This window comes from Winogradskyella ouciana (assembly GCF_009709615.1).
Taxonomy (GTDB): domain Bacteria; phylum Bacteroidota; class Bacteroidia; order Flavobacteriales; family Flavobacteriaceae; genus Winogradskyella; species Winogradskyella ouciana.
The window spans coordinates 664,036-687,545 of record NZ_WJYA01000004.1 but is presented as its reverse complement, the minus strand read 5'-3'; the positions used below and the strand labels follow the sequence as shown (position 1 = coordinate 687,545).

The window sequence follows — 23,510 nt, the reverse complement described above, 5'->3', positions numbered from 1 at the left end:
TTAACTTAAGAACGTGGTTTAGCTAAGCCACGATCGTACATTACAATACTTCCAGCAACAGAAACATTAAGGCTCAATTGCGACTTAAACTTAACCAAGAAGTGACTTTTCTCTATCGCTCGTTTAGACAGACCATGATCTTCTGCTCCTAATAAATACACACAACGTCTCGGATGATGAAATGTTTCTAAATCCTCTGCTTCATCAGTCAATTCAACTCCAACCAATCTTGCCCCTTTTGGCAAATTATTGAAGAATTCTTCAAACGTTTCATAATGAAAATAAGGCATAGATTTTACAGCATTATGTGTGTCACAGGCTTGTTTTGCATAACGATTGCCAATAGTAAAAATAAAACTGGCGCCAAGATTTTGTGCGGAACGCCAAAGTACACCTAAGTTTTCTGGTGTCTTTCCGTTTTGGATGCCTATTCCAAAGAATTCGTTGGTTAAATTGTCATTCATACAAATGCAAAAATAAAACTATCTGACAAAATGTAAGGCTCAGTATAAATTGGCATTTTTTTTGCGCAAAATTTAAGGTATTGTATAACTTAAAATTGTAATAAAATGAAAAAAGTAATGCTCTTTTTGTTTGTAGCAATTTTAGCTACAAGCTGTAACGCACAGAATTCCGAAACACCAAAAGATAAAATCGTAAAGTCTGAAACATCACAAGACTCTAATGCGAAACCTAAAGGTAGTTGGAAAGTCAATAAAGAAGTTGATGAAAATGGAAATATAATCCGTTACGATTCTATTTATTCTTGGTCTTCATCTGATAACTTAAAAGGCATGGACAATGATAGTATTTTCAATGAAATGCAGTCCATGATGCGCAAGCGTTTCTCAATGTTTCAGTCACAAAACGGCAATGGCTTTATGAAGCACGATTCTATTATGAAACAGTTCTTTTCTGATGATATTTTTAAGGAAGACTTCTTTTCAGGTGGCCTTAACTCAAATTTTCCAAATATGGACGATATGATGAAGCGTATGGAAGCCATGAGGCAACAGTTTTTTAATGACAACCATAGATATATCATCCCACCAGAAGAGACTGAAAAGAAAGAAAAGAAAACAAACACTATTGAAAAGAAGCGTGTTTAGCAGAATCGAAAAATAAAAGCCTCTTGAGAAATCAAGAGGCTTTCTTTGTAGCGGGAACTGGACTCGAACCAGTGACCTTCGGGTTATGAGCCCGACGAGCTACCTACTGCTCTATCCCGCGATTTAATTTCCAATGCTTCACTTAGCTTTTAACCTTCGGTTCATAATGCCGACAGAAATATTGGACTGCAAATATACAACGCTTTTTAATTTTAGCAAGTATTAAAACAAAAAAATAACGCTTAGATTATTTACTAAGCGCTATTAACTAACTCTTTTATAAGTAAGATTATTTTAATCGTCGTCGTCTTCAGTATCTAATGTCGCTAATGCACCTTTTTTATTAGCATCATCTATATCAAAATCTACGATGTTAGGCAGCTTATCCTTAAGCGCGGCATAATTACCTTTAAAACCATTATTACTTAATAACAAAGTCTTAAGATTAGTTAATTGTGCTAATTCACCTGGTAAATTTCCATAAAATGCATTGTTAGATAATACCAATTCCTCTAATTGGGCCAACTCACCTATTGCGGATGGAATCGTGCCTAATAAAGCATTATCAAAAAGACTTAAGACCTTTAAAGATTTGAGTTGAGAAATACTTACGGGCAATTTTCCCATTAATTGATTACTACTTAAGATTAATATTTCTAATTTAGATAAATTTCCTATAGAAGTTGGAATCTCACCAAAAAAGTCATTATTATATAATTCCAAAGATTTCAGATTAGTTAAATTTCCTATTTCTGAAGGAATAGATCCATTGAAATTATTTGAAAATAACTTGAGTTCCTCTAGACTCAACATTGTAGTTAGTGTTTTAGGTAATTCTCCCTCTAATTTATTAAAAGAAAGGTTTAAAACTCTAAGTGATTCTAAACTAGAAATTTCATTCGGTAATTGACCAACAAGGTTGTTAAAGCTTAAGTTAATAGCTACAACTTTATCGTTTTCAATAGTTAATCCATACCAATCTGAAACTGGCTGATCAATATCCCAAGAGGTATTCCATGAACTACCATTAGTCGCATTATAAAGTGCTAGTAGAGCGTCTTTTTCGCTTTGGGATACGTTTGCAAATGTAAATGCAGAAAGCAAGCAACATAGTAGTGTTAGTTTTATAGTTTTCATAATAGCAGATTTTTGTGGAGGGGCACATAAACTATTCGAATATAGATGCTATTCGCTTAAACTGCAAATTTTTTCGATGAACTGCATACTTAAAAAATATATAATGTTGATTTTCAGATACATAAGTATTTTTACTGTTCTATGTTTTCGGCCTGAAAACTTGTGATTTCTTGATCTAAAACAGTAATTGAAAGTTGAATAGGGTTGCAACATATTTCACAATCTTCAATGTAGATTTGGTGATGTTGTGAAGTATCAATTAACATGGAGATCTGCTCCCAGCAATATGGACATTGAAAAAATTGCTCTTCCATTTTACCAAATATTATAATTGAACATTTAATAATTCACCACTTAATTGCAGCACGGTCAGTTCCGCTAATTTAGCATCGTATTTTGCTTGATTCCGGCTTAGTTCTGCGTTTAGCAAATTGAGTTGCGCTTGTCTAAATTCTATTGATGTTACCTGACCTAATTTGAATTTTTCCTGCGTACGTTCAAAGTTATTTTCTGATGTTTTAATATTTTTTTCCTGAACTTGGTATATTACTAATTTATTTTGGTAATCATCCCATGCATTGTTGAAATTACGTTCTACATCCATCAACAACTGTTCTTGCTGAAGCTTTTGATTTTCTAATAAAATCTTAGTGTTTTTAACTTGAGTTATTGTACTACCTCCATCAAAAAGGTTCCAAGTAAGATTTAATCCTGCAGAAACACCAGAACTTGTATTCTGGAGCGTAAAGGCTAACGGACTATTATTATTGGATTCATTCCAACCGTAAGAACCTACCAGACCAAGATTTGGTAAAAATCGAGCCTTACTAGACTTTATATCAAATTGGCTTATGTTTATATTTCTCTGTGCCTGCAGAAGCGTTACGTTATTGGCTATCATCTTCTCTAACAATGTTTCCTTATCGAGTTGCAGTAGAAAATTGAGATCTGTATCTACATTAAAGTCTTGGGCATAAGCATTACCCATTACTACGTTTAAATCGCGTTTCGTATTTTTAAGTTGTTGCTTAATGTTTATTAAATTAATACTATCATTGTTGATATCTACTTCAGCATTTAAAACTTCAAGCTTAGTGCTTTGCCCATAATCAAATTGATAACCAGCCCGTGTCAATCGGTCTTTAGAGATTAGGAGTGTTTCTTCCAATGCCTCAGTGTTTTCAGAAAGTTGTGCCACAGAATAATATATGGTGAACATTTGTAACATCGTAGTTTCAATTGTTTCTCGAGCTTCCAATTCTGACAACTGATATTGTTCTTTTAAACGTCTGTAATTGTACAATCTCCCCAATCCATCAAACAGTGTGTAATTGAGGTTTATTGATGCATTGTATCGTCGTGTTTCCGCACCTTCTGCGACTCTTGTTTCTCCATTGGCCAGCTGACCTTCAGTGTTTTGAACGTCTATTGATGCTCCTGCATTTCCCGTAAGTGTTGGCAGATAACCAGAGTTTAAAATACCTTGGTTGTTATCGGCAACTTCGACATTATTTGTTGTAATTTTTATACCGTAATTGTTTTCCAACGTTAACCTAACAGCTTCTTCGGTAGAAAGTACCTGTTGTGCGTTCAAAAACATTCCGAAGACAACTGAAACTAATGTGATATATACTTTAATGTGCATTGCTTTCATTCTGTTCTTTAATGGCGCGTTCTACTTCTTCTTTTGAGATATCTCTATTCGTAACTAACCATTTTGTTTTCTGTTTTAGGAAATTACTAAAGGACAAGAAAATTGGCAAAACCACCAATGTTAAAACCGTGGCAAAACCAATTCCATAGGCAATAGAAACTGCCATTGGGATTAAAAATTGTGCCTGCCTACTTTCTTCAAAAATCAATGGTGCCAGACCTGCAACCGTAGTTATCGAAGTTAAAAATATAGCTCTAAAGCGTGAGCGACCAGCTTCGTAAAGTGCTTCATCAAACGATAAGCCTTCACGCAGATTACTGTTGAATTTACTTATCAATACCAAACCATCATTAACCATAATACCAATTAATGCGATGATGCCCAACATTGATAATATATTTAATGGGAAATCGTGAATCCAGTGTCCCCAAGCCACAGCTGGTAAACTTAACGGAATCATTAGCAGTAATAACAGAGGTTGACTGTAGCTTCTAAATGTAAAAGCTATGACAATATAGATTAGAGCTAGAACTATTAAGCCAACAGGGCCAAGGGAATTAGTCAATTTTAGTCGCTCTCTATTTTGCCCTTCATAAGACGGTGTTACGGTTGGATATTTTGATAAAATTTCTGGCATTACCTCATCTCTGATTTCGGCCATGACATCTGTAGAACTTGTTTTCTTTGGATCTTTGATATCTGCTGAAACTTGAATTTCTCGTCTGCTTTCCAAGTGATTTATGGCAACATCCCCACGTTCAATGGTATAATTGGCAATTTCTTCAAGCGGAACCTTTTGACCACTTGGTGTGGTAATTCGCATATTATCCAAATTATTAATCGAGGAACGGTCTTCACGATTATAGCGTACCCAAACCCTTATTTCATCCTGACCTCTCTGAAAACGCTGTGCCTGCGCACCAAAAAATGCTGATCTGACCTCCTGCATTACGGATCTCAAATTTAAGCCTAGTGCATAGGCATTGTCTTTGAGTTCTAACCTAATTTCCTTTATACCAGCAGGATCGTTATCAGTAACATCTTTCAGTAAAACATTACTTTCAAGATTCTGTTTTAATTCTTTTTTAACGGCTTTTAGTTCATCAATATTGTTACCTAAAAGTGATACCGAAACCGGACTCCCTCCAAAGTTGCCTCCACCTCCAAACACCAAACTTTCTACTCCCAATACTGGACCAACGGCTTCCTGAATACGATTGGTTACCAAAGATGAGGTAATTTCATTGGGACGCTCCTCTCCTGGTAATAAGTTAATGACCAAAGATGCTGTAGCTGAACCTGGTCCAATATTCCGAATCATATTCTCCACGAGATGTTTCTCGTATTCATCACCAAGGTATTCTTCGTCAATCGCATTGGTGACTTCAATCGCTTTATTTTCGATATATGTGATAATACTGTCGGTGACTTTTTCATTAGTACCATTGGGCATATCCAAATTTATGGTAACTTCATCACTGGCAATCTGTGGAAAAAAAGCAACACGTATAATGCCTCCATTGACACTGGCTTGCGTTAAGATAAAAAACACAATAAAAAGTGAAAAGGCTAAAACCTTATAATTAAGTGAAAATCGCAGTATTGGACTGTATACATTATCACGAAGCCATCGCATTATGCGATCTCCGAGCGTATTTGCATAACGTAATTTTGAAAACACTTTTTGAAAGACTCCAGCAATTCCTGTTTTCTGTTCTTTTTTTTGCTTTCGCAATGCCTTGGAATGTGCCAAATGCGCAGGTAAAATAATTAATGCCTCTACCAATGAGACGACCAAAGTCAGTATCACTATGACTGAAACCTCCCCAAAAAATTCGCCAATTCTTCCATCTAAAAACAGAAATATTCCAAAAGCTAAAATGGTAGTTGTAATGGCCGATACGATTGCTGGTAATACTTCCATAACACCATCGATAGCGGCTTGTTCTGGCGTTTTTCCTTTTTCGTAATGTTGATATATATTTTCGGCTATAACAATACCATCATCCACCAAAATACCAATGACAATTATCATCCCAAAAAGTGAGAGTACATTTATGGTTACATTAAAATAGCCTGCAAACATAAACATACCTAGAAAAGAAATTGGTAATCCAAATGCCACCCAAAATGCCAATCTTGTATTTAAGAAAAGTGATAAAAATAATAGAACGAGAATCATACCTATGATGGCATTTTCCGTTAGCAATTCGGTACGTTGAACCAATGTGGTCGATAAATCCCTGACCACATTGAGTTGAACATTATCATATTTCTGGTTGAATTCTTCAATATAGGCTTTTGTCTTATCCGCAGAAGAAATTAAATCTTCGTTATTGGTACTTGTAATAGTGACATTGATGGACAGGTTTTTATTGAAATAACTTGCATTTGGTGTTTCAGAAAACTGGTCGCGAACTTCAGCGATATCCTTTAGTTGAATTTTTCGACCTGAAGCATCAGACTTTACAACGAGATTTGAAAGTTCATCTGCATAGTACGACCGGTTATTCGCCCTAATCAAATACTCTTCTGCATCTGTTTTTATTGTGCCACCAGTAGTGATTAAACTAGCTTGATTAACAGCTTGAGCTACTTCTGAAAATGTAAGGTTATATGCTAAAAGACTTGTTTCATTAACGGCAATTTCAATTTCTTCTTGAGGATAGCCTGAAATCTGAATTTGCGAAATACCGTCAATACCTCTTAAATCATTTTCGACCTGTCTTCCTATTTGTTTTAAAGTTGCCAGCGGAATATTGTTTCCGCTTATTGCAAAGGTAATTGTTGGCCTTAGCGCTTCTTGTTTTGCAACAATCAAAGGTTCCATACCAACGGGAAAAGTTGGAACACGATCCACGGCATTTTTAACCTCGAGCAACATGAAATCGATATCCTTCCCTTTTTCAATTTCAACATTTATATTTCCACTGTTCTCGCGCGATGTGGAAGTAACACGTTCAATACCATTTAAGCCTTTAAGATTATCCTCTATTTTGAGCACAATGCCTTCTTCTACCTCTTGTGGCGAAGCACCAGGGTATGTAACAGTTATGTTTATGTTTTTTGAATCAACTAAAGGAAAGAATGACGATTTAAGATTGAATGCGCCAAAAAAACCAAACACAACAAATGCCAAAACCACCACATTCACAGCTACACTGTGTTTTATGAAATAAGCAATTACCTTTCTCATTTCCTATTCTGCAGATTTAGATTGAGCGTTAGCTGTACTCTGCCCATTTGTATCATTTTCACCAGACATAAAAGGCTTGACCAACATACCTGCATAAGCGCCAGGAACAGGTTTTGACAACATTATTGTGCCATCAGGTATGTTTTTAACCACTGCTTTGGTGTCCGAAAAATAAACAGGATTAACATCTATGACATCCAAAATGCTATCACGAACCACGAAAATCTGTTCGCCATCCAGAACTAAATTTCGGTTAATTTCATAAGCATTTTCTTCTTGTTTGGCATTTAGATTAGCCTCCAAATACATGCCTTCTTTAAGTGATTTATCCTTTACTTCGATAAAAGCGGTTATTGTTTGCGTTGTGGCATCAATTCTTCCATTGACGCGTGTTACCTTTCCTTTGTATGTCTCAGTATTATCGAGATTATTTAGTACGACTTCTTCTCCAACTTTCAATAGACTTGCATAGGTTTTACTCAATGCAACTTCCATTTCATAAATATCTGGATCAATATATTCACCTAATTTTTGGCCATTTCTAATTAGTGAACCTTCAGTAACCAATGCCTCAGTTAATATACCTGAAAATGGTGCTCTAATGGTGTATTTTCCTAAGCGCTGTTCTAAATTTTTTACGTTGTAATAGTTTGACACAATACCTCGACCAGTAATAAAGTAGTTTTCTTTATCAGAAGTCATTTCCGGTAACTTAGGTGTTGTTTTTTCTAAGTCGAATTCATTAAGATAAGATTGCCATTTTTGAAACACCTCCGGAAAGTCCAACCGTAAATCTGGCATTATCGCAGCGATGGAATTATAGAGATTACTTTTAGCAGATTGCACACTGGCATAATACTCGGAAGCATCAATACGTATAACCACCTCTCCTGCTCTGTATTCTTGGCCAGGCTTAAACAGTTTTCCACTGGACCTAAAAACGCCCTGAACTTCAGAATACAACTCAACACGACGCTTAGCCACTAAATTACCGTTTGCAGGTATTACGATTTGTACTGTAGTATTTTCTACTGTATCCGTAAATACTGTTTTAATAACTTTTTCAGCAACTGGTCTTTGTTTCTTTTTGTTATTACTAATATATCTTCCAACGAAAATAGCAGCTACAATTAGGACAATACCTAAAATGGCAAATATGACTTTTCTTAACATAGTGTAATGGTCAGTAAATTGCAAATTTACCGATATCGCTATAGGTAGCCGTTAAAATAATCTTAATTATTAAGGGCGTCTAATTGCTCTTGAATCGCTCCCCAGTCTTCCATTAGATTCTCAAGCGATTTTTTCTTCTTTTGGTAAGCATCAAAAAACTGAGGGTCTGAAGCCGTTTTATCGTAATCGGTGGCTAGTTTTACATCGTCTGATTTGATATCTTTTTCCAGCTGGCTGATTTTAGATTCGATATTACTGAGTTTATTGTTGAGTGATTTTAACTTCTTCTGATCTTCGTAACTCTGCTTATTACTTTCTTTGGGCTTTTCCGCCACAACAGTTCTTTTTTCAGCTTCACGAAGATTTTCAATATTGCGTTGTTCCAAATAAAAATCTATATCACCTAAATACTCTTTTATTTTCTGGTCTTTGAATTCGTAAACAGTGTCGGTTAAGCCTTGGAGGAAATCCCTATCGTGAGATACTAAAATCAAGGTACCTTCAAACTTCTTTAGTGCTTCTTTGAGGACATTTTTAGACTTAATATCCAAGTGGTTGGTTGGCTCATCCATAATGAGAACATTCAAGGGTTGCAATAACAATTTTGCCAATGCCAATCGGTTTCTTTCACCACCAGACAAGACTTTTACGTATTTTTCCACTTCATCTCCTCTGAATAAAAATGAACCCAGAATATCACGCACTTTACTTCTGTTAGTTTCGTTGGCAGCATCAATCATGGTATCCAAAATGGTTTTGTTACCATCTAAATATTCGGCTTGGTTTTGGGCGAAGTAACCAATCTGAACATTGTGTCCAAGTTCTAAGTTTCCCTTATGGTCAATCTCACCAACAATGATTTTTGCCAAGGTTGATTTTCCCTGGCCGTTCTGTCCAACAAATGCTGTCTTTGTATCTCTATCTATCGCCAAGTTTACATTACTTAACACCTTTAAATCACCATAGCTTTTTGAAACGTTTTCAGCTTTTATAACAACTTTTCCTGGCGTTACTGACACAGGAAAATTTAAACTCATTACACTGTTATCGTCCTCATCTACTTCAATTTTATCCATTCTATCCAGCTTCTTGATAAGCGATTGTGCCATGGTGGCTTTACTGGCTTTTGCTCTAAATTTCTCAATCAGTTTTTCGGTCTGTTGTATCTCTTTTTCCTGATTTTTTTGAGCAGCGAGTTGTTGTGTTTTCATTTCCTTTCGCAACTCCAAAAACTTGGTGTATGGTTTGTTGTAATCGTAAATTCTTCCTAATGAAATTTCAATGGTTCGGTTGGTTACGTTATCCAAGAACATTTTATCGTGTGAAACGATTACAACCGCTCCGCTGTAATTTTTAAGAAAGCTTTCTAACCAAATTATGGATTCAATATCCAAGTGGTTGGTTGGCTCATCAAGTAACAACAAATCGTTGTTTTGAAGTAAGAGTTTGGCAAGTTCTATTCGCATACGCCAACCTCCAGAAAAAGTATCGGTAAGTTTATCGAAATCCTCGCGCTTAAATCCTAAGCCTTGAAGAATTTTTTCGGTTTCACCTTGATAATTATATCCACCAAGAATTTCATATTGATGCTGGATATCATTTAAATCTATCATCAACTGATTATACGATTCGCTTTCGTAATCCGTTCGCTCGGCAAGTTGGGTGTTTATTTTTTCTAGTTGAGATTCACAGGCTTTAATCTCTTTAAACGCCTCGTAGGACTCTTCTAAAACTGTTTTTCCGAATTCAAAATCTATATCCTGTTTTAGAAACCCGATTTTTAAATCTTTATCTGCTGCTATCTGTCCTGTATCCGCTTCTTGTTCCTTAGCCAGAATTCTTAGCATTGTAGATTTACCCGCTCCATTCTTTCCTATAAGACCTACACGATCACCTTGACCGAGCTTAAATGTAATATCTTCAAAAAGATATTCGCCTTGAAACGAAATAGATAAATTATGGATATTCAGCATAGCATTTTTGAATATTACAATTGAGATAAAGTTACAATTGTTACAAATTAAAATCTATAAAGACTTAACTTTGTATTGCTTTAAAAAACTCAAAAGTAAAGGTTTTCGTTATGATTAGAAAAGGAATGAAACTTTATAGTATTCTTTTTGGTGCTTGTCCAAAATGCCACCATGAATCTATGTACACGGTTAAAAACCCTTATGTGCTTTCTGACACGTTAAAGATCAATGAAAATTGTTCTCATTGTGGAACAAAATACAGAATGGAACCTTCCTTTTTTTACGGCTCCATGTACGTAAGCTACGCTTTAGGTGTGGCCTTTGCCGTTGCTGCTTTTATTGTAAGCTTTGTGATTTTTGAGACTTCCCTTACTGTGGCGTTTTTTGCCATAATATTGACCTTAATAGGATTTATGCCAATAATTATGCGATTATCACGAAATATTTGGATTAACTTATTTATGGGTTATGATAAATCTTTAGCTGAAAGCAACAATCCATCCTAGCCTTACCAGAGGAAAGGAAAACTTACTCTTAACCCAGAAACCTATTTATATTAATCTCGCTATCTAAAGCTTCGTTATTTTCAATGAAACGGTAAAGTTTCTCTGCAACATAAGGTGCAATCATTACTCCTCTGGTCCCTAGACCATTTAAGACATACAAATTTTTGTGCTCTGGATGTTTGCCGACCAAAGGCCTTCTATCTTTAACGGTAGGTCTAATTCCCGCAACATGGTTTACAACATCAAAATCGCATGTTACAAAAGTTTTTAGTTTTGAAAGCAATTCGTTTTTGCCTTCCTGTGTAGGTGTATTGGATTTATCATCTCGATTATATGTAGAGCCAACAGTATAAAGATCATTACCCACAGGAATTACGAATACTGATGATTTAATAGCATACTCTAATTTAAGTTCTGGTGCTTTAATGGTTAAAACTTCACCCTTAGTTCCATTCAACGAAATAAAATTGAAATATGGGTTTTGTTTTACACCAAAACCTTCTGCAAAAACAATATACTTCGCAATTACATCTTCATACTGAAATGAACCTGATTTAATCTGAAGCTTATCGTATTTAAATCTAGTTTTATATAAACTATTGTTTTCTTTTAAAAAGTTCTTGTAAGCGCCTATAAGCGTTTCGGTATCTATACGTCCTGCATGTAACACTTCTCCAAATCCATAGGGCGCATCAATAGCATTATTAGAATTTTTGACAAGCTCTGTAGAAAGATAGGGCTCTAGCTTAGGTTTATCTGAGGCATTAAACCATAAGTTTTGCTCCTTTACGGAAGCAAATCGTCTTAAAATTTGAAGTCTGTAATCTATCTTAATATTCAAATCTGCTTCAATTTTATTGTAGACTGGCAAAGCAATTTCCAATTGCTCTTTTGCTCGCCAAACTTCTGAAAAACGTTTTAATATTACAGGATTGTATAATCCGGCTGCCACAATGGAAGATTGCTGCGATTCATCATCGAACACAACAAAAGACTTATTATTGGCTCGTAACTTTTCACAAAACGCAATACTTGCCAATCCACAACCAACAATGATGTAATCTACTTGTTTCATTTAACAAAAATAAGATATGCTTCGACAGGCTCAGCATGACACGTAGTTTTAATTCAATAAAAAACGCCCACTTAAAAAGTGAGCGTCTATATATTTATTATGAACGTTAACTAGTAACTCCACATATCTTGTTCAAAATCTCTAATCTTGTCTTTGATACGTTCTGATTCTAAAAGTTGCATCAATGCATTTTCAGCGATGTATTCTTTAACTTCCCTATCACCATAGACATTCTCTTCCTTATAGATTAATCCATGAAAGCGACGGCTATTCAATAAGTGATCGAAAGAAATTGGCGTAGAGCTATTATTATCATTAAAGGCTTTAGCTTCATGCAAAATATCTCTAACTTCTGGATAAAATACCCAGAACATAGGAATTGGTTCACTATTTTCTGAATCTTCCGAATCTATAAAGTTAACATCTGGAGCCGCAGGTGCAATTCCAAGAATTCTGTACTTTAATTCACCTTGACGCTTATCAAAATACCAAAGTCCTTTTATTAAATACGAGTTAATATCAGCTGCTTCAATATTCCTTTCTATAATATACTCTTCTGGTATCTCATCTTCCCCTACTCCGTTCTCGTTCATATATCTAATACCAGCATCAGTAATCTTCCTCATACTCAGTGAAGCTTCCATATCTTTTAAAGTTCGTTCTTCTGTAAAGTAAGAGTCTGCATAAACTTTAGGAATCATTCCGCTGTCCATATTATCTCTCAAAACTCGGTATAAGGACTTACGGTCGTCTCCTAAATTTCCTTCTACAGGAAAATATAAAGGAAAATTAACACGTTCATCTAAAACAACTTTTTCCCAAATCATCTTTGAAAATAAAATGTCTCTATCTCCAACATAGCCATATTCTAAAGGCTTATCGTTGTCTAGAAGTAGTTGCGCTTCAGTTTTCATACCAATTTCTTCTGGTATCTTAGCATTAAGGATATTGGCTTGGGCAAACATAGCATTGGTTGCCAAGAATGTTAATCCTACATATATTAAACTTCTTATTTTCATTTTACTTAATTTAATAATTTGGGTTTCTTTAAATCTGTAACGTTTATATTTTCTATAAATTATATCAATTAGTTACTTGTAACTTCAACAATAACTGGTGATACATTTTGTAGTCTATATTTTGAATTACCTTGAATTTTAGCGTTAATATCAAAAATTGTAATATTATCGCCTCTTCTTGCCTTTTGTATTGCAGATTTAGCCTGAGAATTCATTTTAGTTCCAGCTACATTAATTGTAGGTTGTCCTGGTACTTTAATCTTAAATGAAGTTACCTGTATTGGTAAATCAAAAACAAAATCTCTTAGCTCAGCACCAACAGTACCAATTTCTACATTACGCTTCGGTAATTTTACAACACCTATTTGACCAGCAATCTTGCCGGTTGGTGCAGGAATATCTTTAATTCTAAATGTTTTACTGTCACTTACTCTAGATCCGTCATCAAGAGTAGCAGTAACATTAATTGTCATTTCCTTACCAGCACCAGCGTTAACTACATATTTTCCTTGACCACCAACTCTTGATAAGCCTGGTCCTGAAGCGCTAACTTTATTGTCTGGTACACCAGCAAATGAAATGGTCATTGGGTTAGCCACACCACGATAAACAACGTTCATCTTATCTGCAGAAATAGTAGCAGAGTTTGGCCTTGGTACTACTACATAGTTACCAACAATTGGAATTTCTAATGGCTTACCATCTTCTAAGAAGGTAAATTTACCGTCTATTTGATGCTCACCAACATTACCAACATTAAAATCTAGTTTTGCAGCACCGGTAGAGTCTAATACTTCTGACACATTAATCTCATTTCCTTGAACCGTCAGTTTTGTAGGTGTAACATTTGCATATTTTCCTAAAACAACTCTACCTTGAAATTTTTCTCCTGCAAAGAATGCAGACTTATCAGCCAATACAATGGCTTGGTATTTTTTCAATGATACAGCCTCATCTAGAGAATTACCTAAAAATAGGTTAAACAAGTTAGCTTCAGTAACCATTACATCATTTTGCATAGCCGTAAGCTTAGTATATGATGCAATTGCCGGGAAACCTTGAAAATGATAATTCAACCAGTCAATTTCTTTACCTATTTTCTTATTTTCAACTTTGTCTAGGCTAAAACGCTCATCAAAACGCTCCAAAGCTTTTTGATACTTCACATCATTACCTAAAATTTCTTTGATTTCATCTTTATAAGCTTGAATCCTAGCAACAACTTCTTGACCTTTTTTGGTATAACGATCTCCTGTAAACCACATTTCATCAAGGATATCTGTTTTATCCATCGCTTCAAATGGTAATTCACCAGTTTCAGGGTCAATTGAGTAACCACCTTCTCTTAATAAGTCTTGCTTTAAAGTTTCAATATACTTATAAAACTTATCAGAAGCCGCACTTACTAAAGTGGCCTTGTTTGCTGGAACTCTAAATTCAGCTGGCTTCTCTTCAGCTTTAGTTGATAAATCAGCCAATAAAGCTTCGTTTTTTTCGTCAGCTACAGCGTTTGATGCCGAGAATTTTGCTTCCATCAATCCGAAAGCGGATAGTACTTCCTTAGACATATTCATCGCCATCATAGCAATAAATACCAAGTACATTAAGTTAATCATTTTCTGCCTTGCAGATAATTTTCCTCCTGCCATTGTAATTAGTTTTTAAATGTTAATTAATTAAATTGATTATACCTAAAAACTAATTAGTTTTTGTTCATTGCAGAAAGCATTCCGCCATATACACCGTTTAAAGATGAAAGGTTAGACGCTAATGATTGCATTTGCTCTTTAAGCTTGGTTGCGTTCTCTACAGCTTCTTCGTTGATAGCAGCTTGACGATTAGCACTTTCCATCTGTACTTTATAAAGACTGTTTAAAGACTCCATTTGTGCAGCAGCTAAAGATAATTCTTCGCTGTATTTCTTTTGAGCAGACATAGAATCTACAGTTGGATTTAAGTTTTTAGCAGCACCTTCAAAGTTTTTGATACTGTCGCCTAAACTTGCCATAAGTTCACCGTCTATCTTAGCCTCCTTTAATAAATTGTCTAATTTCTTTGACAACATACCTTCAGCATCTTTTGGTTCTTCTTTTTTCTTTTTACCTAGAGTCTGACCGCCAGCTAATTCAGGATATACCAAAGACCAATCTAAATCTGATTGTTGCTTTTCAAATGCTGAGTATGTAAATACCAGAGCTTCAACAATCATACCTATGGTTAAGATTTCAGAACCATAAGGCCAGTGTTGTATCTTAAATAATGCACCTACGATTACGATTGCTGCTCCTAATCCGTAGATCATGTTTGTTAAAGTCATTTTACCTTTCTGTGCCATAATTTTGTTTAGTTTAAGTTTAAGTTAATGGATGTGTAACTTAAGTAGGTTAATTTTAATTTGGGTTGTTATTTAATAATTTTAAATTTTAGTTCGTCGCTGCGTTTTTAGTCACTTCAGTTCCCATATAGTCCTGAACGGTTCTAAATCCGATATAACTTCTAGCTGAATCCGCATATTCATAATCTCTAGAACTTACTTGCAAGAAATAAGCAACATCTTTCCATGAGCCTCCTCTAACTACTTTACGTGAATTTCTTGGATCATTTACATTTGGATTTATAGTTGAAGAAAATTCGTAAGATGCTGGATCGTAAGAACCATGTACCCATTCTGACACATTACCTGCCATATTGTATAGGTTGAAATCATTTGGATCGTAAGCATCTGCTTCTACAGTATATAATGCTTGATCGGCTGCATAATCACCACGTAATGGTTTAAAGTTAGCCATAAAACATCCTCTATCATTTTTAGTATAAGGTCCTCCCCAAGGATAAGATGCTCCTTGAAGTCCACCACGAGCTGCATACTCCCATTCTGCCTCTGAAGGCAATCTGTAAGAGTTGACAGGTTGTTTCCCTTTACTTCTTTGGTAACCATTATGCTTTAGTGTTCTCCACTGGCAAAATGCTTGTGCTTGTTTCCAAGATACACCAACTACTGGATAATCATCATAAGCTGAATGCCAAAAATAATCGTTGTGCATTGGCTCATTATAAGAATATGCAAAATCTCTAATCCATGCCGTAGTGTCTGGATATACTTCAACTTCCTCTTGTTCTATAACCTCTGAACGCTTTAAGCTTCTATCTTTAGCAGCTTTAGCAATGTCCATATACGTGTACTGGAACTTAAATTGCTTAACATCCCATGTACGCTGACCGTTATAAGATTCTTCTAATGGCAAGTACATACCGTCCATTACCTCTGCATATAACTCATCTGGATAATCGTCCGTATCATAATACAACTCTACATCACGATTAATTTTTCTCTGCTCATTACCATAGGTATTTAACATATAGCTTTCATAAGCATTCATCTCTTCTGGATTTGAATCTAAATAAGCAAATTCACCGATATCACCATTACCTGGAGTCTTACCTTCTAAATCAGCCATTTCAGCTAATTTTAATCTTAAGATTGAGTCTCTTACCCAAAACACAAAGGAGCGGTATTCGCTATTTGTAATCTCGGTTTCATCCATATAGAATGCACGTACTGTAGCTGTTTTGGTAGGAGCATCTTGTACACCAGCTATATCATCATCTGATTTACCCATTATAAAAGCTCCACCAGGAACTAGTGTCATACCATACGGTTTTTCAGGGTGCCATTTTTTACCTTTGACTCCAACTAATTGGCCACGGTCTCCAGAATTACAACTGGCAACAAAAACCAATACAGTGGTTAGTAAAATAAACTTCTTAATATTCATAGTAACTCGAGGTTAAATTAGTCGTCCTTAATTTTAAGGTCGTAAACATATTTATATATTTTATAAAAAACAACTTTTTTCTATTTTTTTTTGCATTTCGTCCTTAAAAAATGCATTTCGTCGATGCTTTTAACGTTAAATCATCGATAAAATGTCATTTTTAGAAGCTGTTCTTCCTGTAGGCTTTATACCACCTTTCGGGTATTTCACCTTGGGTAGCAAGCACATAATCGGAATGCATGCATGGTAATAACGTATGCTTTTTTAATTTATTATTAACATCTGGCAAAAATGGAATCTCTATCCACCAGCGACCAGTTTTTAAGCTTTTAAAAAAAATAAGTTCATCATCATCTACCAATACATTAAATTTTTGGTAATGGTTTTCATTAGTAAAATCATCATCAGCAATGCGGCAATTAACACCCTCTACAAAATACCAAATCATCTGTGCAATAAGCATTGAAGTAGCACTGTCATTCTTTGAATTATGATATTCATAAATACCAAAGGACGACACCTTATTACTTATGCCTGCATACCTACTTATGGCACAAATTTCCTTACCCGAAAAACCATTAGGCGAAAATTTTTGACTCTCACTTACTTCTGCCGCTCTTACAGACTTTAAATCTATAGATACAATATGTGCATCTCTAAGCAACGGCTCCACTTTATTTATGTCTCCAGAAATTTCCCCCAAACGATAGGCTTCAAAATACAACTTTTCTATGAGATCTATCTCCTCTTGGGAGTTAAAATATGTCTGATAACCTATTGTGGCATAGTTGAATAGATTATACGGCTCTTCTACTATGACCTTACCAACATAACTATTATTCTTAATTGGAAGGTTGGCATCACCTAAATCGAAATTAGTATCAACACTAACAATATTTACCATTGGCTTTACAGAATCGTAGGCTCTATAATTGGCATAAGTTAAATCTTGACTACCTCCTAATATAATAGGTATGATGTTTTTTTCTAATAAAACTGTAATAGCCGTTCTAATGGCAAAATAAGTATCCTCAACGGACTCTCCTGATTCAATGTCTCCCAAATCGGCAATTGTAGTGTGCCAATTTCCTGGGAATAACGTATAGAGTGTTTTTCTAATGGAATCGAAATTAATATCAGCTCCCATAAAGTTGACATCATTTCTATTTTCTTGAACTCCAATAATGGCCATTTGCACATCATCTAAATCTGGAATTCCGTTTTGTCTTGAGTGGACTTTAATTTTTTTTCCTAGCGCTTGTTGCGCTATTAGTTCATTATGAGCTAAAACCGCATCAGATACAGACGTCAGAAAATTAAAATTCATAGTGTATTACTTCTTTTTAGTCGTCGCTTTTTTCTTTGTCTTTTTTCTTGTCTTCTTTTTTGGGGCGTTCTTCTCTAAAATGGCTTTAGCTTCTACTAATGTCATATCAGATACATCAACTGTTTTAGCCAACTCCACTTTCTGCTTACCTTTTATAACATTGTGTCTTCCCCATCTCGCCTTTTCTACCCTTATACCTTCATCTTCCCAAACATGGATAAGTTTATCTTTTTCCTTTTGGATTTTATCCTCGATCAAAGTTACAATGTCTTCTTCAGATAAATTATCCCAATCGTATTTTTTATTGACATTTATAAACATGTTGTTCCATTTAATAAATGGCCCAAAACGCCCTTTGCCTTTAGTAACTTCCAAACCGTCATACATATATATAGGAGCATCAGCCTTTTCTTTTTCCTTAATATATGTAATTGCTTCTTCCAATTCTACACTTAAAGGATCAACTCCTTTTGGCAATGACACAAACTTTTTACCAAATCTCACATAAGGCCCAAAACGCCCATTGTTAACTTCAACTTCATCATCCTTATAATGTCCTAATGCTTTAGGAAGCTTAAATAAGTCCATGGCTTCCTCATATGTGATGGAGTTTAATTGTTGATCTGGGGACAAACTTGCAAATTTTGGTTTCTCTTCATCATCTACGGTACCAACCTGAACCATTGGTCCAAACTTCCCTAAACGCACGCTAACTTGACGACCAGTCTTTGGGTCTGTACCCAATATACGTTCACCAGATTCACGCTCAGCATTTTCCTGTACATCTTCCACCTGCGGATGAAAACCTTTATAGAAGTCTTTCATCATGGCGCGCCAATCTTCTTTACCTTCGGCAATATCATCAAAGCTTTCTTCTACTTTCGCAGTAAAATTATAGTCGAGAATATTTTCAAAATGATTTACCAAGAAATCGGTAACAATCATCCCAGTATCAGTCGGTACTAGTTTACCTTTATTAGAGCCAACTTTTTCTGAAAGTGTTTTGTCCTTTATAGTATTATCCTCTAAAACCAGCTGCTTGTATTCCCTAACATCACCCTCGTGCGTTCCTTTTTCTATATAGTTTCTATTTTGTATCGTAGAAATTGTCGGTGCATAAGTAGATGGACGACCAATACCTAATTCCTCTAATTGCTTTACCAATGAAGCTTCTGTGAATCTTGAAGGCGGTCTCGTAAAACGCTGTGTAGCTGTGATATAATTTTTGTTAAGCTTCTCACCTATCTCTAAATCTGGCAAAATACCTTCTTGTTCTGTGTCTTCATCATCTGTACCTTCTAAATACACCTTTAAGAACCCATCAAACGTGATGATTTCTCCGTTTGCAACAAATTGTTGACTTACCTTACTCGTTGCATTAACCTTAACTTTAAGATTTGTTCGCTCTAATTTTGCATCGCTCATTTGAGAAGCGATAGCACGTTTCCAGATTAAATCGTACAATCTCGCCTGGTCGCGCTCAACACTTACAGTATGATTCGCAAAATCAGTTGGTCTAATGGCTTCGTGAGCTTCTTGAGCACCTTTAGATTTTCCTTTATAATTTCTTGGCTTACTATACTCCGAGCCATAAGCTGAAATAATTTCGCTTTCAGCAGCTTTTCTTGCCTCATCAGAAAGGTTTACACTATCTGTTCTCATATAAGTAATGAGACCAGCTTCGTACAAACGCTGAGCGTTACTCATAGTTCTACTTACCGAAAATCCTAATTTTCTTGAAGCCTCTTGTTGCAGCGTTGATGTTGTAAATGGTGCTGCTGGTGATTTTTTGGCCGGCTTTTTTTGCAAATCCGAAACCTGGTAACCAGCCTCCTTATTTTTGTTTAAAAAATCTAGTGCCTCTTCTTCTGAATCGAAATTCTTTGGGAGTTTGGCCTTAAAGGATTTTCCATCATCTGTTGTAAATTCAGCATCTACTCTGTAAGATGCTTTAGTATCAAACTCTTGTATCTCACGCTCACGTTCAACAATTAATCGTACTGAAACAGATTGCACTCTACCAGCCGATAGACCTCCTTTAACCTTTCTCCATAAAACAGGAGATAACTCATACCCTACAATTCTATCGAGCACACGTCTTGCTTGTTGTGCATCTACTAAGTTATAATCTATACTTCGAGGGTTCTCAATTGCTTTATTAATAGCACTCTTTGTAATCTCGTGGAATACAATTCGCTTTGTCTTTTCTTTATCTAAATCCAAGGCTTCGGCTAAATGCCATGCGATGGCCTCTCCTTCTCTATCCTCATCACTTGCTAGCCAAACCATATCGGCTTTCTTTGCTAACTCCTTGAGTTTTTTTACAACATCTTTCTTATCTTTAGAAACTGTGTATTTAGGTTCAAAATCTCCTTCTACATCTACTCCCAACTCTTTTGAAGGTAAGTCGGAAATGTGTCCAAAACTAGACTCTACTTTGTAATCCTTTCCTAAAAATTTTTCTATTGTTTTTGCCTTTGCAGGTGACTCAACTATGACAAGATTCTTCGACATGCTTTCTTTTTTTGAGGTTACAAATGTATATGAAAATAAATTTACAATCCTAATTTGGTCTTAAATACCATGCATTTAATCGTAGTTTTCTCAACTTGAATAATGAAAAAAGCCTTGTTAAATACAAGGCTTTAATTATAAATGTTAATGTTCTTATAATTAATACGAATATAAAATTGGTTCTGAAAAATCTTGAAGATTTAAAGTAACCTGACTCTCTCCATCGACTTGCAACGGTGTTAAATCAAATGTCCACTCCCTACTAAAAACCGCCAAACATGCTTCATTATTGGTTAACACAGCTTTTATATTGCGTTGCACCGGAAACGACTCCATCACATCCTCACTTCCAATCAACTCCAATTCCCATGAATCACCACTGCAACCACTCGCTGAAATGGTAATAGATAAACAATCTTCGCTTATTTCAACATTTCCGAAACTGTAGAATGCCGTTTGCGTATTTTGATACAAATCATTATCTACAGTCGCAACCTCATCGCAAGACGTTGATGACCTTACATCATCTTCATTGCATTGCATATTCAATAACAACATTGTGAATAATAATACTATACCAAATTTTGAAAATTTCATGACTCTTGTTTAATTATAAGATACTGAAATTATAAAAAGGTTGCGCTACAAACTTGAATTTTCTTCTATATGCAAGTTTTCATTGTCATCATAGAACCCTACCACATCTTTATATATTAAGTATGGTGGTAAATAAGAGAACGATGCAGTAACATATATTCCAACAAAGCACATTATAAAGCCAACTATTCCAGCTAATAGACCAGCAACGATTATTAGGCCAAATGTAATTAACCACTTTTTATTACCAAGATCAAAACTCAGCTTAATTATTTCAGAAACAGATTTATCAGGATTAAATGCATAAATCACAAATACATAAGTCAAAGGCACAATGGCATAAATTAATGGTAGGAAACACAACAAAGCAGCTATTAAAGTAATACCTATATAAGCCAAACCGAGCTTAATCGTTTTTCCTAAGTAAGGTTTCTTAAAAAAATAGAAATAATCTTCTTTACCCATTTGTTCAAGGTCCTTGAGCTTACATATTCTATAAAAAGCGGACTTAAGCCCTAAACCTATAACACTCATTCCCAACATTGCAATTAAATAAAGAACAAACAGTATTATCATCGCTATAGGACTTATGTCTGGTTCTGAATAGTAAGGATTATAAGGATCGTAAGAACTAGCATATACATCTGCCATACCTGTAACAATCATTGGTATGTATATTAGCATCATTAACGGAATAGCCAATACCATATTTAGAAGCAAGGTAACCAAACCTTGCACCCAAACTTTCTTAAATAGCTCTATGGATTGATTAAAAATTGTTCCAAAATCTAAGTCCTTAGCATTTTGTATACGTTGTTGAATTTCTGAAATACTCATTTTATCTGAATTGGTTAGTACCTCAAAAATAAATCTTTTTTTGAGATTTGTTCAAATAATTAATATGGCTGACACATTGTCATAATGCCTAAAAAATCCTATCTTTGCATGTTTATTGAGAATATAGAAAACATTAGAGATTCCGGATATACGGGAATAGATATGGAAAAGATAATAGACGAGAACAAACAAGGTGAATCCCTAGTTTTAGACCAAAAAGAAGGTAATGATAAGAAGCTCTTTATTGAGAGTTATGGCTGCCAGATGAATTTTAGTGACAGTGAAATTGTAGCTTCTATATTATCTAAACAAGGTTTTAATACCACCCAAAATCTAGAAGATGCCGATTTGGTATTGGTCAATACCTGTTCTATCAGAGATAAAGCTGAGCAAACTGTTAGAAAGCGCCTTCAGAAATATAATAGAGTAAAGATGAAGACCAACCCTAAAATGAAGGTTGGTGTTTTGGGTTGTATGGCAGAGCGTCTAAAAACTAAATTTTTAGAAGAAGAAAAAATTGTTGACTTAGTCGTTGGACCAGATGCATACAAGGATTTACCAAATTTACTTGCAGAGGTAGATGAAGGTAGAGATGCCATAAATGTTATTCTCTCTAAAGAAGAAACCTATGGAGATATTGCTCCTGTACGTTTAAATAGTAATGGAGTTACAGCCCTCGTATCTATTACACGTGGTTGCGATAATATGTGTACCTTCTGCGTAGTGCCTTTTACAAGAGGTAGAGAACGCAGTAGAGATCCGCAAAGTATTATTGAAGAAGTGAACGATTTATGGTCTAAAGGTTACAAGGAAGTTACACTTCTAGGGCAAAACGTAGATAGTTACCTATGGTATGGTGGTGGATTGAAGAAAGACTTTGAAAAGGCTTCTGAATTGCAAAAAGCTACTGCTGTAAGATTTGCCAAACTATTAGAGCTTTGTGCTAAGGCGCAGCCAAAAATGCGTTTCCGTTTTTCTACGTCTAATCCTCAAGATATGACATTAGATGTTATTGAAACTATGGCAGCTCACGAAAATATTTGTAACTACGTTCACTTGCCAGTACAAAGCGGAAGCAACCGTATCTTAAAGGAGATGAATCGTTTACATACACGCGAAGAGTATTTTGAACTTATCGATAACATCCGTCGCATTATACCAGATGTTGGCATAAGTCAGGATATGATTGCTGGTTTCCCTACTGAAACGGAGGAAGATCATCAAGATACACTGAGCTTAATGGAATATGTAAAGTATGACTATGGTTTTATGTTTGCCTATTCAGAACGCCCAGGAACACTTGCTGGCCGTAAAATGGAAGACGATGTTCCTGCAGACGTAAAGCAAAGACGCTTAAGTGAAATACATACGTTGCAACGCCAACATAGTTTATACAGGATACAGAAACACGTTGGTAAGACCGAAGAATTTTTAATCGAAAAATCTTCAAAAAAATCAGATAAGCACTGGGCTGGAAGAAATAGCCAAAATATGATGGCTGTTTTTCCGAAGGAACATTACAAACCAGGTGATTTTGTCAATGTGAAAATTACGGATTGCACTAGCGCTACACTTATAGGTGAAGCTGTTGGTTATTCAAAAAACAATTAATCAAAC

Annotated in this window: 19 protein-coding genes and 1 tRNA gene; 3 read left to right on the top strand and 17 right to left on the bottom strand. The window is 35.3% G+C overall.

Going from position 1 to position 23,510, the window contains the following annotated elements; all coding sequences use genetic code 11:
- Positions 1-5: 5 nt before the first annotated feature.
- Positions 6-464, bottom strand: coding sequence for an RNA methyltransferase (locus F1003_RS07020; protein ID WP_155088492.1), 459 nt, complete (start codon positions 462-464; stop codon positions 6-8).
- A 105-nt stretch (positions 465-569) separates the two neighbouring features.
- Between F1003_RS07020 and F1003_RS07015 the strand changes: the two genes are divergently transcribed.
- The gene (locus F1003_RS07015) at positions 570-1,109 is read left to right on the top strand and encodes a hypothetical protein (protein WP_155088491.1); all 540 of its coding nucleotides are present in this window, start codon (positions 570-572) and stop codon (positions 1,107-1,109) included.
- Between the two features lie 48 nt (positions 1,110-1,157).
- Here F1003_RS07015 and F1003_RS07010 read toward each other — a convergent pair.
- The 7 genes from F1003_RS07010 to F1003_RS06980 all read right to left on the bottom strand — a co-directional run bounded on the left by F1003_RS07010 (position 1,158) and on the right by F1003_RS06980 (position 10,242).
- A tRNA-Met gene (locus F1003_RS07010) sits at positions 1,158-1,230 on the bottom strand.
- A 173-nt stretch (positions 1,231-1,403) separates the two neighbouring features.
- On the bottom strand, positions 1,404-2,246 hold the full coding sequence (locus F1003_RS07005) for a leucine-rich repeat domain-containing protein (protein WP_235898284.1): 843 nt from the start codon (positions 2,244-2,246) through the stop codon (positions 1,404-1,406).
- Positions 2,247-2,377: 131 nt separating this feature from the next.
- Entirely contained in the window at positions 2,378-2,560 is a 183-nt protein-coding gene (locus F1003_RS07000) for a CPXCG motif-containing cysteine-rich protein (protein ID WP_155088490.1), read from the bottom strand.
- 11 nt (positions 2,561-2,571) lie between these two features.
- On the bottom strand, positions 2,572-3,891 hold the full coding sequence (locus F1003_RS06995; protein WP_155088489.1) for a TolC family protein: 1,320 nt from the start codon (positions 3,889-3,891) through the stop codon (positions 2,572-2,574).
- The gene (locus F1003_RS06990) at positions 3,881-7,096 is read right to left on the bottom strand and encodes an efflux RND transporter permease subunit (protein ID WP_155088488.1); all 3,216 of its coding nucleotides are present in this window, start codon (positions 7,094-7,096) and stop codon (positions 3,881-3,883) included. Before F1003_RS06990 ends, F1003_RS06995 begins: the two co-directional genes overlap by 11 nt.
- A 3-nt stretch (positions 7,097-7,099) precedes the next feature.
- Positions 7,100-8,269 carry an efflux RND transporter periplasmic adaptor subunit gene (locus tag F1003_RS06985; protein ID WP_155088487.1) on the bottom strand — a complete coding sequence of 390 codons (1,170 nt, stop codon included), beginning with the start codon at positions 8,267-8,269 and terminating at the stop codon, positions 7,100-7,102.
- 62 nt (positions 8,270-8,331) lie between these two features.
- A complete protein-coding gene (locus F1003_RS06980) occupies positions 8,332-10,242 on the bottom strand; it encodes an ABC-F family ATP-binding cassette domain-containing protein (RefSeq protein WP_155088486.1) in 1,911 nt (636 codons plus the stop codon).
- 110 nt (positions 10,243-10,352) lie between these two features.
- Here F1003_RS06980 and F1003_RS06975 point away from each other — a divergent pair, with 110 nt between their 5' ends.
- Entirely contained in the window at positions 10,353-10,748 is a 396-nt protein-coding gene (locus tag F1003_RS06975; RefSeq protein WP_155088485.1) for a DUF983 domain-containing protein, read from the top strand.
- Between the two features lie 28 nt (positions 10,749-10,776).
- Here F1003_RS06975 and F1003_RS06970 read toward each other — a convergent pair whose 3' ends face one another.
- From F1003_RS06970 to F1003_RS06930, 9 genes are all read right to left on the bottom strand, one after another.
- On the bottom strand, positions 10,777-11,823 hold the full coding sequence (locus F1003_RS06970; RefSeq protein ID WP_155088484.1) for an NAD(P)/FAD-dependent oxidoreductase: 1,047 nt from the start codon (positions 11,821-11,823) through the stop codon (positions 10,777-10,779).
- A gap of 110 nt (positions 11,824-11,933) precedes the next feature.
- Positions 11,934-12,842, bottom strand: a complete 909-nt coding sequence (porN, locus tag F1003_RS06965) for a type IX secretion system ring subunit PorN/GldN (protein ID WP_155088483.1) — start codon at positions 12,840-12,842, stop codon at positions 11,934-11,936.
- A 68-nt stretch (positions 12,843-12,910) separates the two neighbouring features.
- Positions 12,911-14,491 carry a type IX secretion system motor protein PorM/GldM gene (porM, locus tag F1003_RS06960; protein WP_155088482.1) on the bottom strand — a complete coding sequence of 527 codons (1,581 nt, stop codon included), beginning with the start codon at positions 14,489-14,491 and terminating at the stop codon, positions 12,911-12,913.
- Positions 14,492-14,544: 53 nt separating this feature from the next.
- Positions 14,545-15,177 carry a type IX secretion system motor protein PorL/GldL gene (gene porL, locus F1003_RS06955; protein ID WP_155088481.1) on the bottom strand — a complete coding sequence of 211 codons (633 nt, stop codon included), beginning with the start codon at positions 15,175-15,177 and terminating at the stop codon, positions 14,545-14,547.
- An 88-nt stretch (positions 15,178-15,265) separates the two neighbouring features.
- On the bottom strand, positions 15,266-16,612 hold the full coding sequence (gene porK / locus F1003_RS06950; RefSeq protein ID WP_497986919.1) for a T9SS ring complex lipoprotein PorK/GldK: 1,347 nt from the start codon (positions 16,610-16,612) through the stop codon (positions 15,266-15,268).
- Positions 16,613-16,778: 166 nt separating this feature from the next.
- Positions 16,779-17,945 (bottom strand): formimidoylglutamase, encoded by a 1,167-nt coding sequence (locus F1003_RS06945; RefSeq protein ID WP_155088479.1) that lies wholly within the window; start codon positions 17,943-17,945, stop codon positions 16,779-16,781.
- Positions 17,946-17,951: 6 nt separating this feature from the next.
- A complete protein-coding gene (gene topA, locus F1003_RS06940) occupies positions 17,952-20,459 on the bottom strand; it encodes a type I DNA topoisomerase (RefSeq protein ID WP_155088478.1) in 2,508 nt (835 codons plus the stop codon).
- Between the two features lie 159 nt (positions 20,460-20,618).
- Positions 20,619-21,056, bottom strand: a complete 438-nt coding sequence (locus tag F1003_RS06935; protein WP_155088477.1) for a hypothetical protein — start codon at positions 21,054-21,056, stop codon at positions 20,619-20,621.
- 45 nt (positions 21,057-21,101) lie between these two features.
- Positions 21,102-21,893 carry a hypothetical protein gene (locus tag F1003_RS06930; RefSeq protein ID WP_155088476.1) on the bottom strand — a complete coding sequence of 264 codons (792 nt, stop codon included), beginning with the start codon at positions 21,891-21,893 and terminating at the stop codon, positions 21,102-21,104.
- Positions 21,894-22,055: 162 nt separating this feature from the next.
- On the opposite strand from F1003_RS06930, the gene miaB reads away from it, so the two are divergent.
- Positions 22,056-23,504, top strand: coding sequence for a tRNA (N6-isopentenyl adenosine(37)-C2)-methylthiotransferase MiaB (gene miaB, locus F1003_RS06925; protein ID WP_155088638.1), 1,449 nt, complete (start codon positions 22,056-22,058; stop codon positions 23,502-23,504).
- The last annotated feature ends 6 nt before the right edge of the window (positions 23,505-23,510 follow it).

Bases quoted from the DNA above. Each gene is read 5' to 3' on its own strand.
- porN (WP_155088483.1), bottom strand. From the start codon at position 12,842: ATGAAAATAAGAAGTTTAATATATGTAGGATTAACATTCTTGGCAACC.
- F1003_RS07015 (WP_155088491.1), top strand. From the start codon at position 570: ATGAAAAAAGTAATGCTCTTTTTGTTTGTAGCAATTTTAGCTACAAGC.
- miaB (WP_155088638.1), top strand. From the start codon at position 22,056: ATGGAAAAGATAATAGACGAGAACAAACAAGGTGAATCCCTAGTTTTA.
- porL (WP_155088481.1), bottom strand. From the start codon at position 15,177: ATGGCACAGAAAGGTAAAATGACTTTAACAAACATGATCTACGGATTA.
- F1003_RS06975 (WP_155088485.1), top strand. From the start codon at position 10,353: ATGATTAGAAAAGGAATGAAACTTTATAGTATTCTTTTTGGTGCTTGT.
- F1003_RS06995 (WP_155088489.1), bottom strand. From the start codon at position 3,891: ATGCACATTAAAGTATATATCACATTAGTTTCAGTTGTCTTCGGAATG.
- F1003_RS06945 (WP_155088479.1), bottom strand. From the start codon at position 17,945: ATGAATTTTAATTTTCTGACGTCTGTATCTGATGCGGTTTTAGCTCAT.
- F1003_RS06930 (WP_155088476.1), bottom strand. From the start codon at position 21,893: ATGAGTATTTCAGAAATTCAACAACGTATACAAAATGCTAAGGACTTA.
- F1003_RS07005 (WP_235898284.1), bottom strand. From the start codon at position 2,246: ATGAAAACTATAAAACTAACACTACTATGTTGCTTGCTTTCTGCATTT.
- F1003_RS07020 (WP_155088492.1), bottom strand. From the start codon at position 464: ATGAATGACAATTTAACCAACGAATTCTTTGGAATAGGCATCCAAAAC.
- F1003_RS06935 (WP_155088477.1), bottom strand. From the start codon at position 21,056: ATGAAATTTTCAAAATTTGGTATAGTATTATTATTCACAATGTTGTTA.
- topA (WP_155088478.1), bottom strand. From the start codon at position 20,459: ATGTCGAAGAATCTTGTCATAGTTGAGTCACCTGCAAAGGCAAAAACA.
- F1003_RS06985 (WP_155088487.1), bottom strand. From the start codon at position 8,269: ATGTTAAGAAAAGTCATATTTGCCATTTTAGGTATTGTCCTAATTGTA.
- F1003_RS06970 (WP_155088484.1), bottom strand. From the start codon at position 11,823: ATGAAACAAGTAGATTACATCATTGTTGGTTGTGGATTGGCAAGTATT.
- F1003_RS07000 (WP_155088490.1), bottom strand. From the start codon at position 2,560: ATGGAAGAGCAATTTTTTCAATGTCCATATTGCTGGGAGCAGATCTCC.
- F1003_RS06980 (WP_155088486.1), bottom strand. From the start codon at position 10,242: ATGCTGAATATCCATAATTTATCTATTTCGTTTCAAGGCGAATATCTT.
- porM (WP_155088482.1), bottom strand. From the start codon at position 14,491: ATGGCAGGAGGAAAATTATCTGCAAGGCAGAAAATGATTAACTTAATG.
- F1003_RS06990 (WP_155088488.1), bottom strand. From the start codon at position 7,096: ATGAGAAAGGTAATTGCTTATTTCATAAAACACAGTGTAGCTGTGAAT.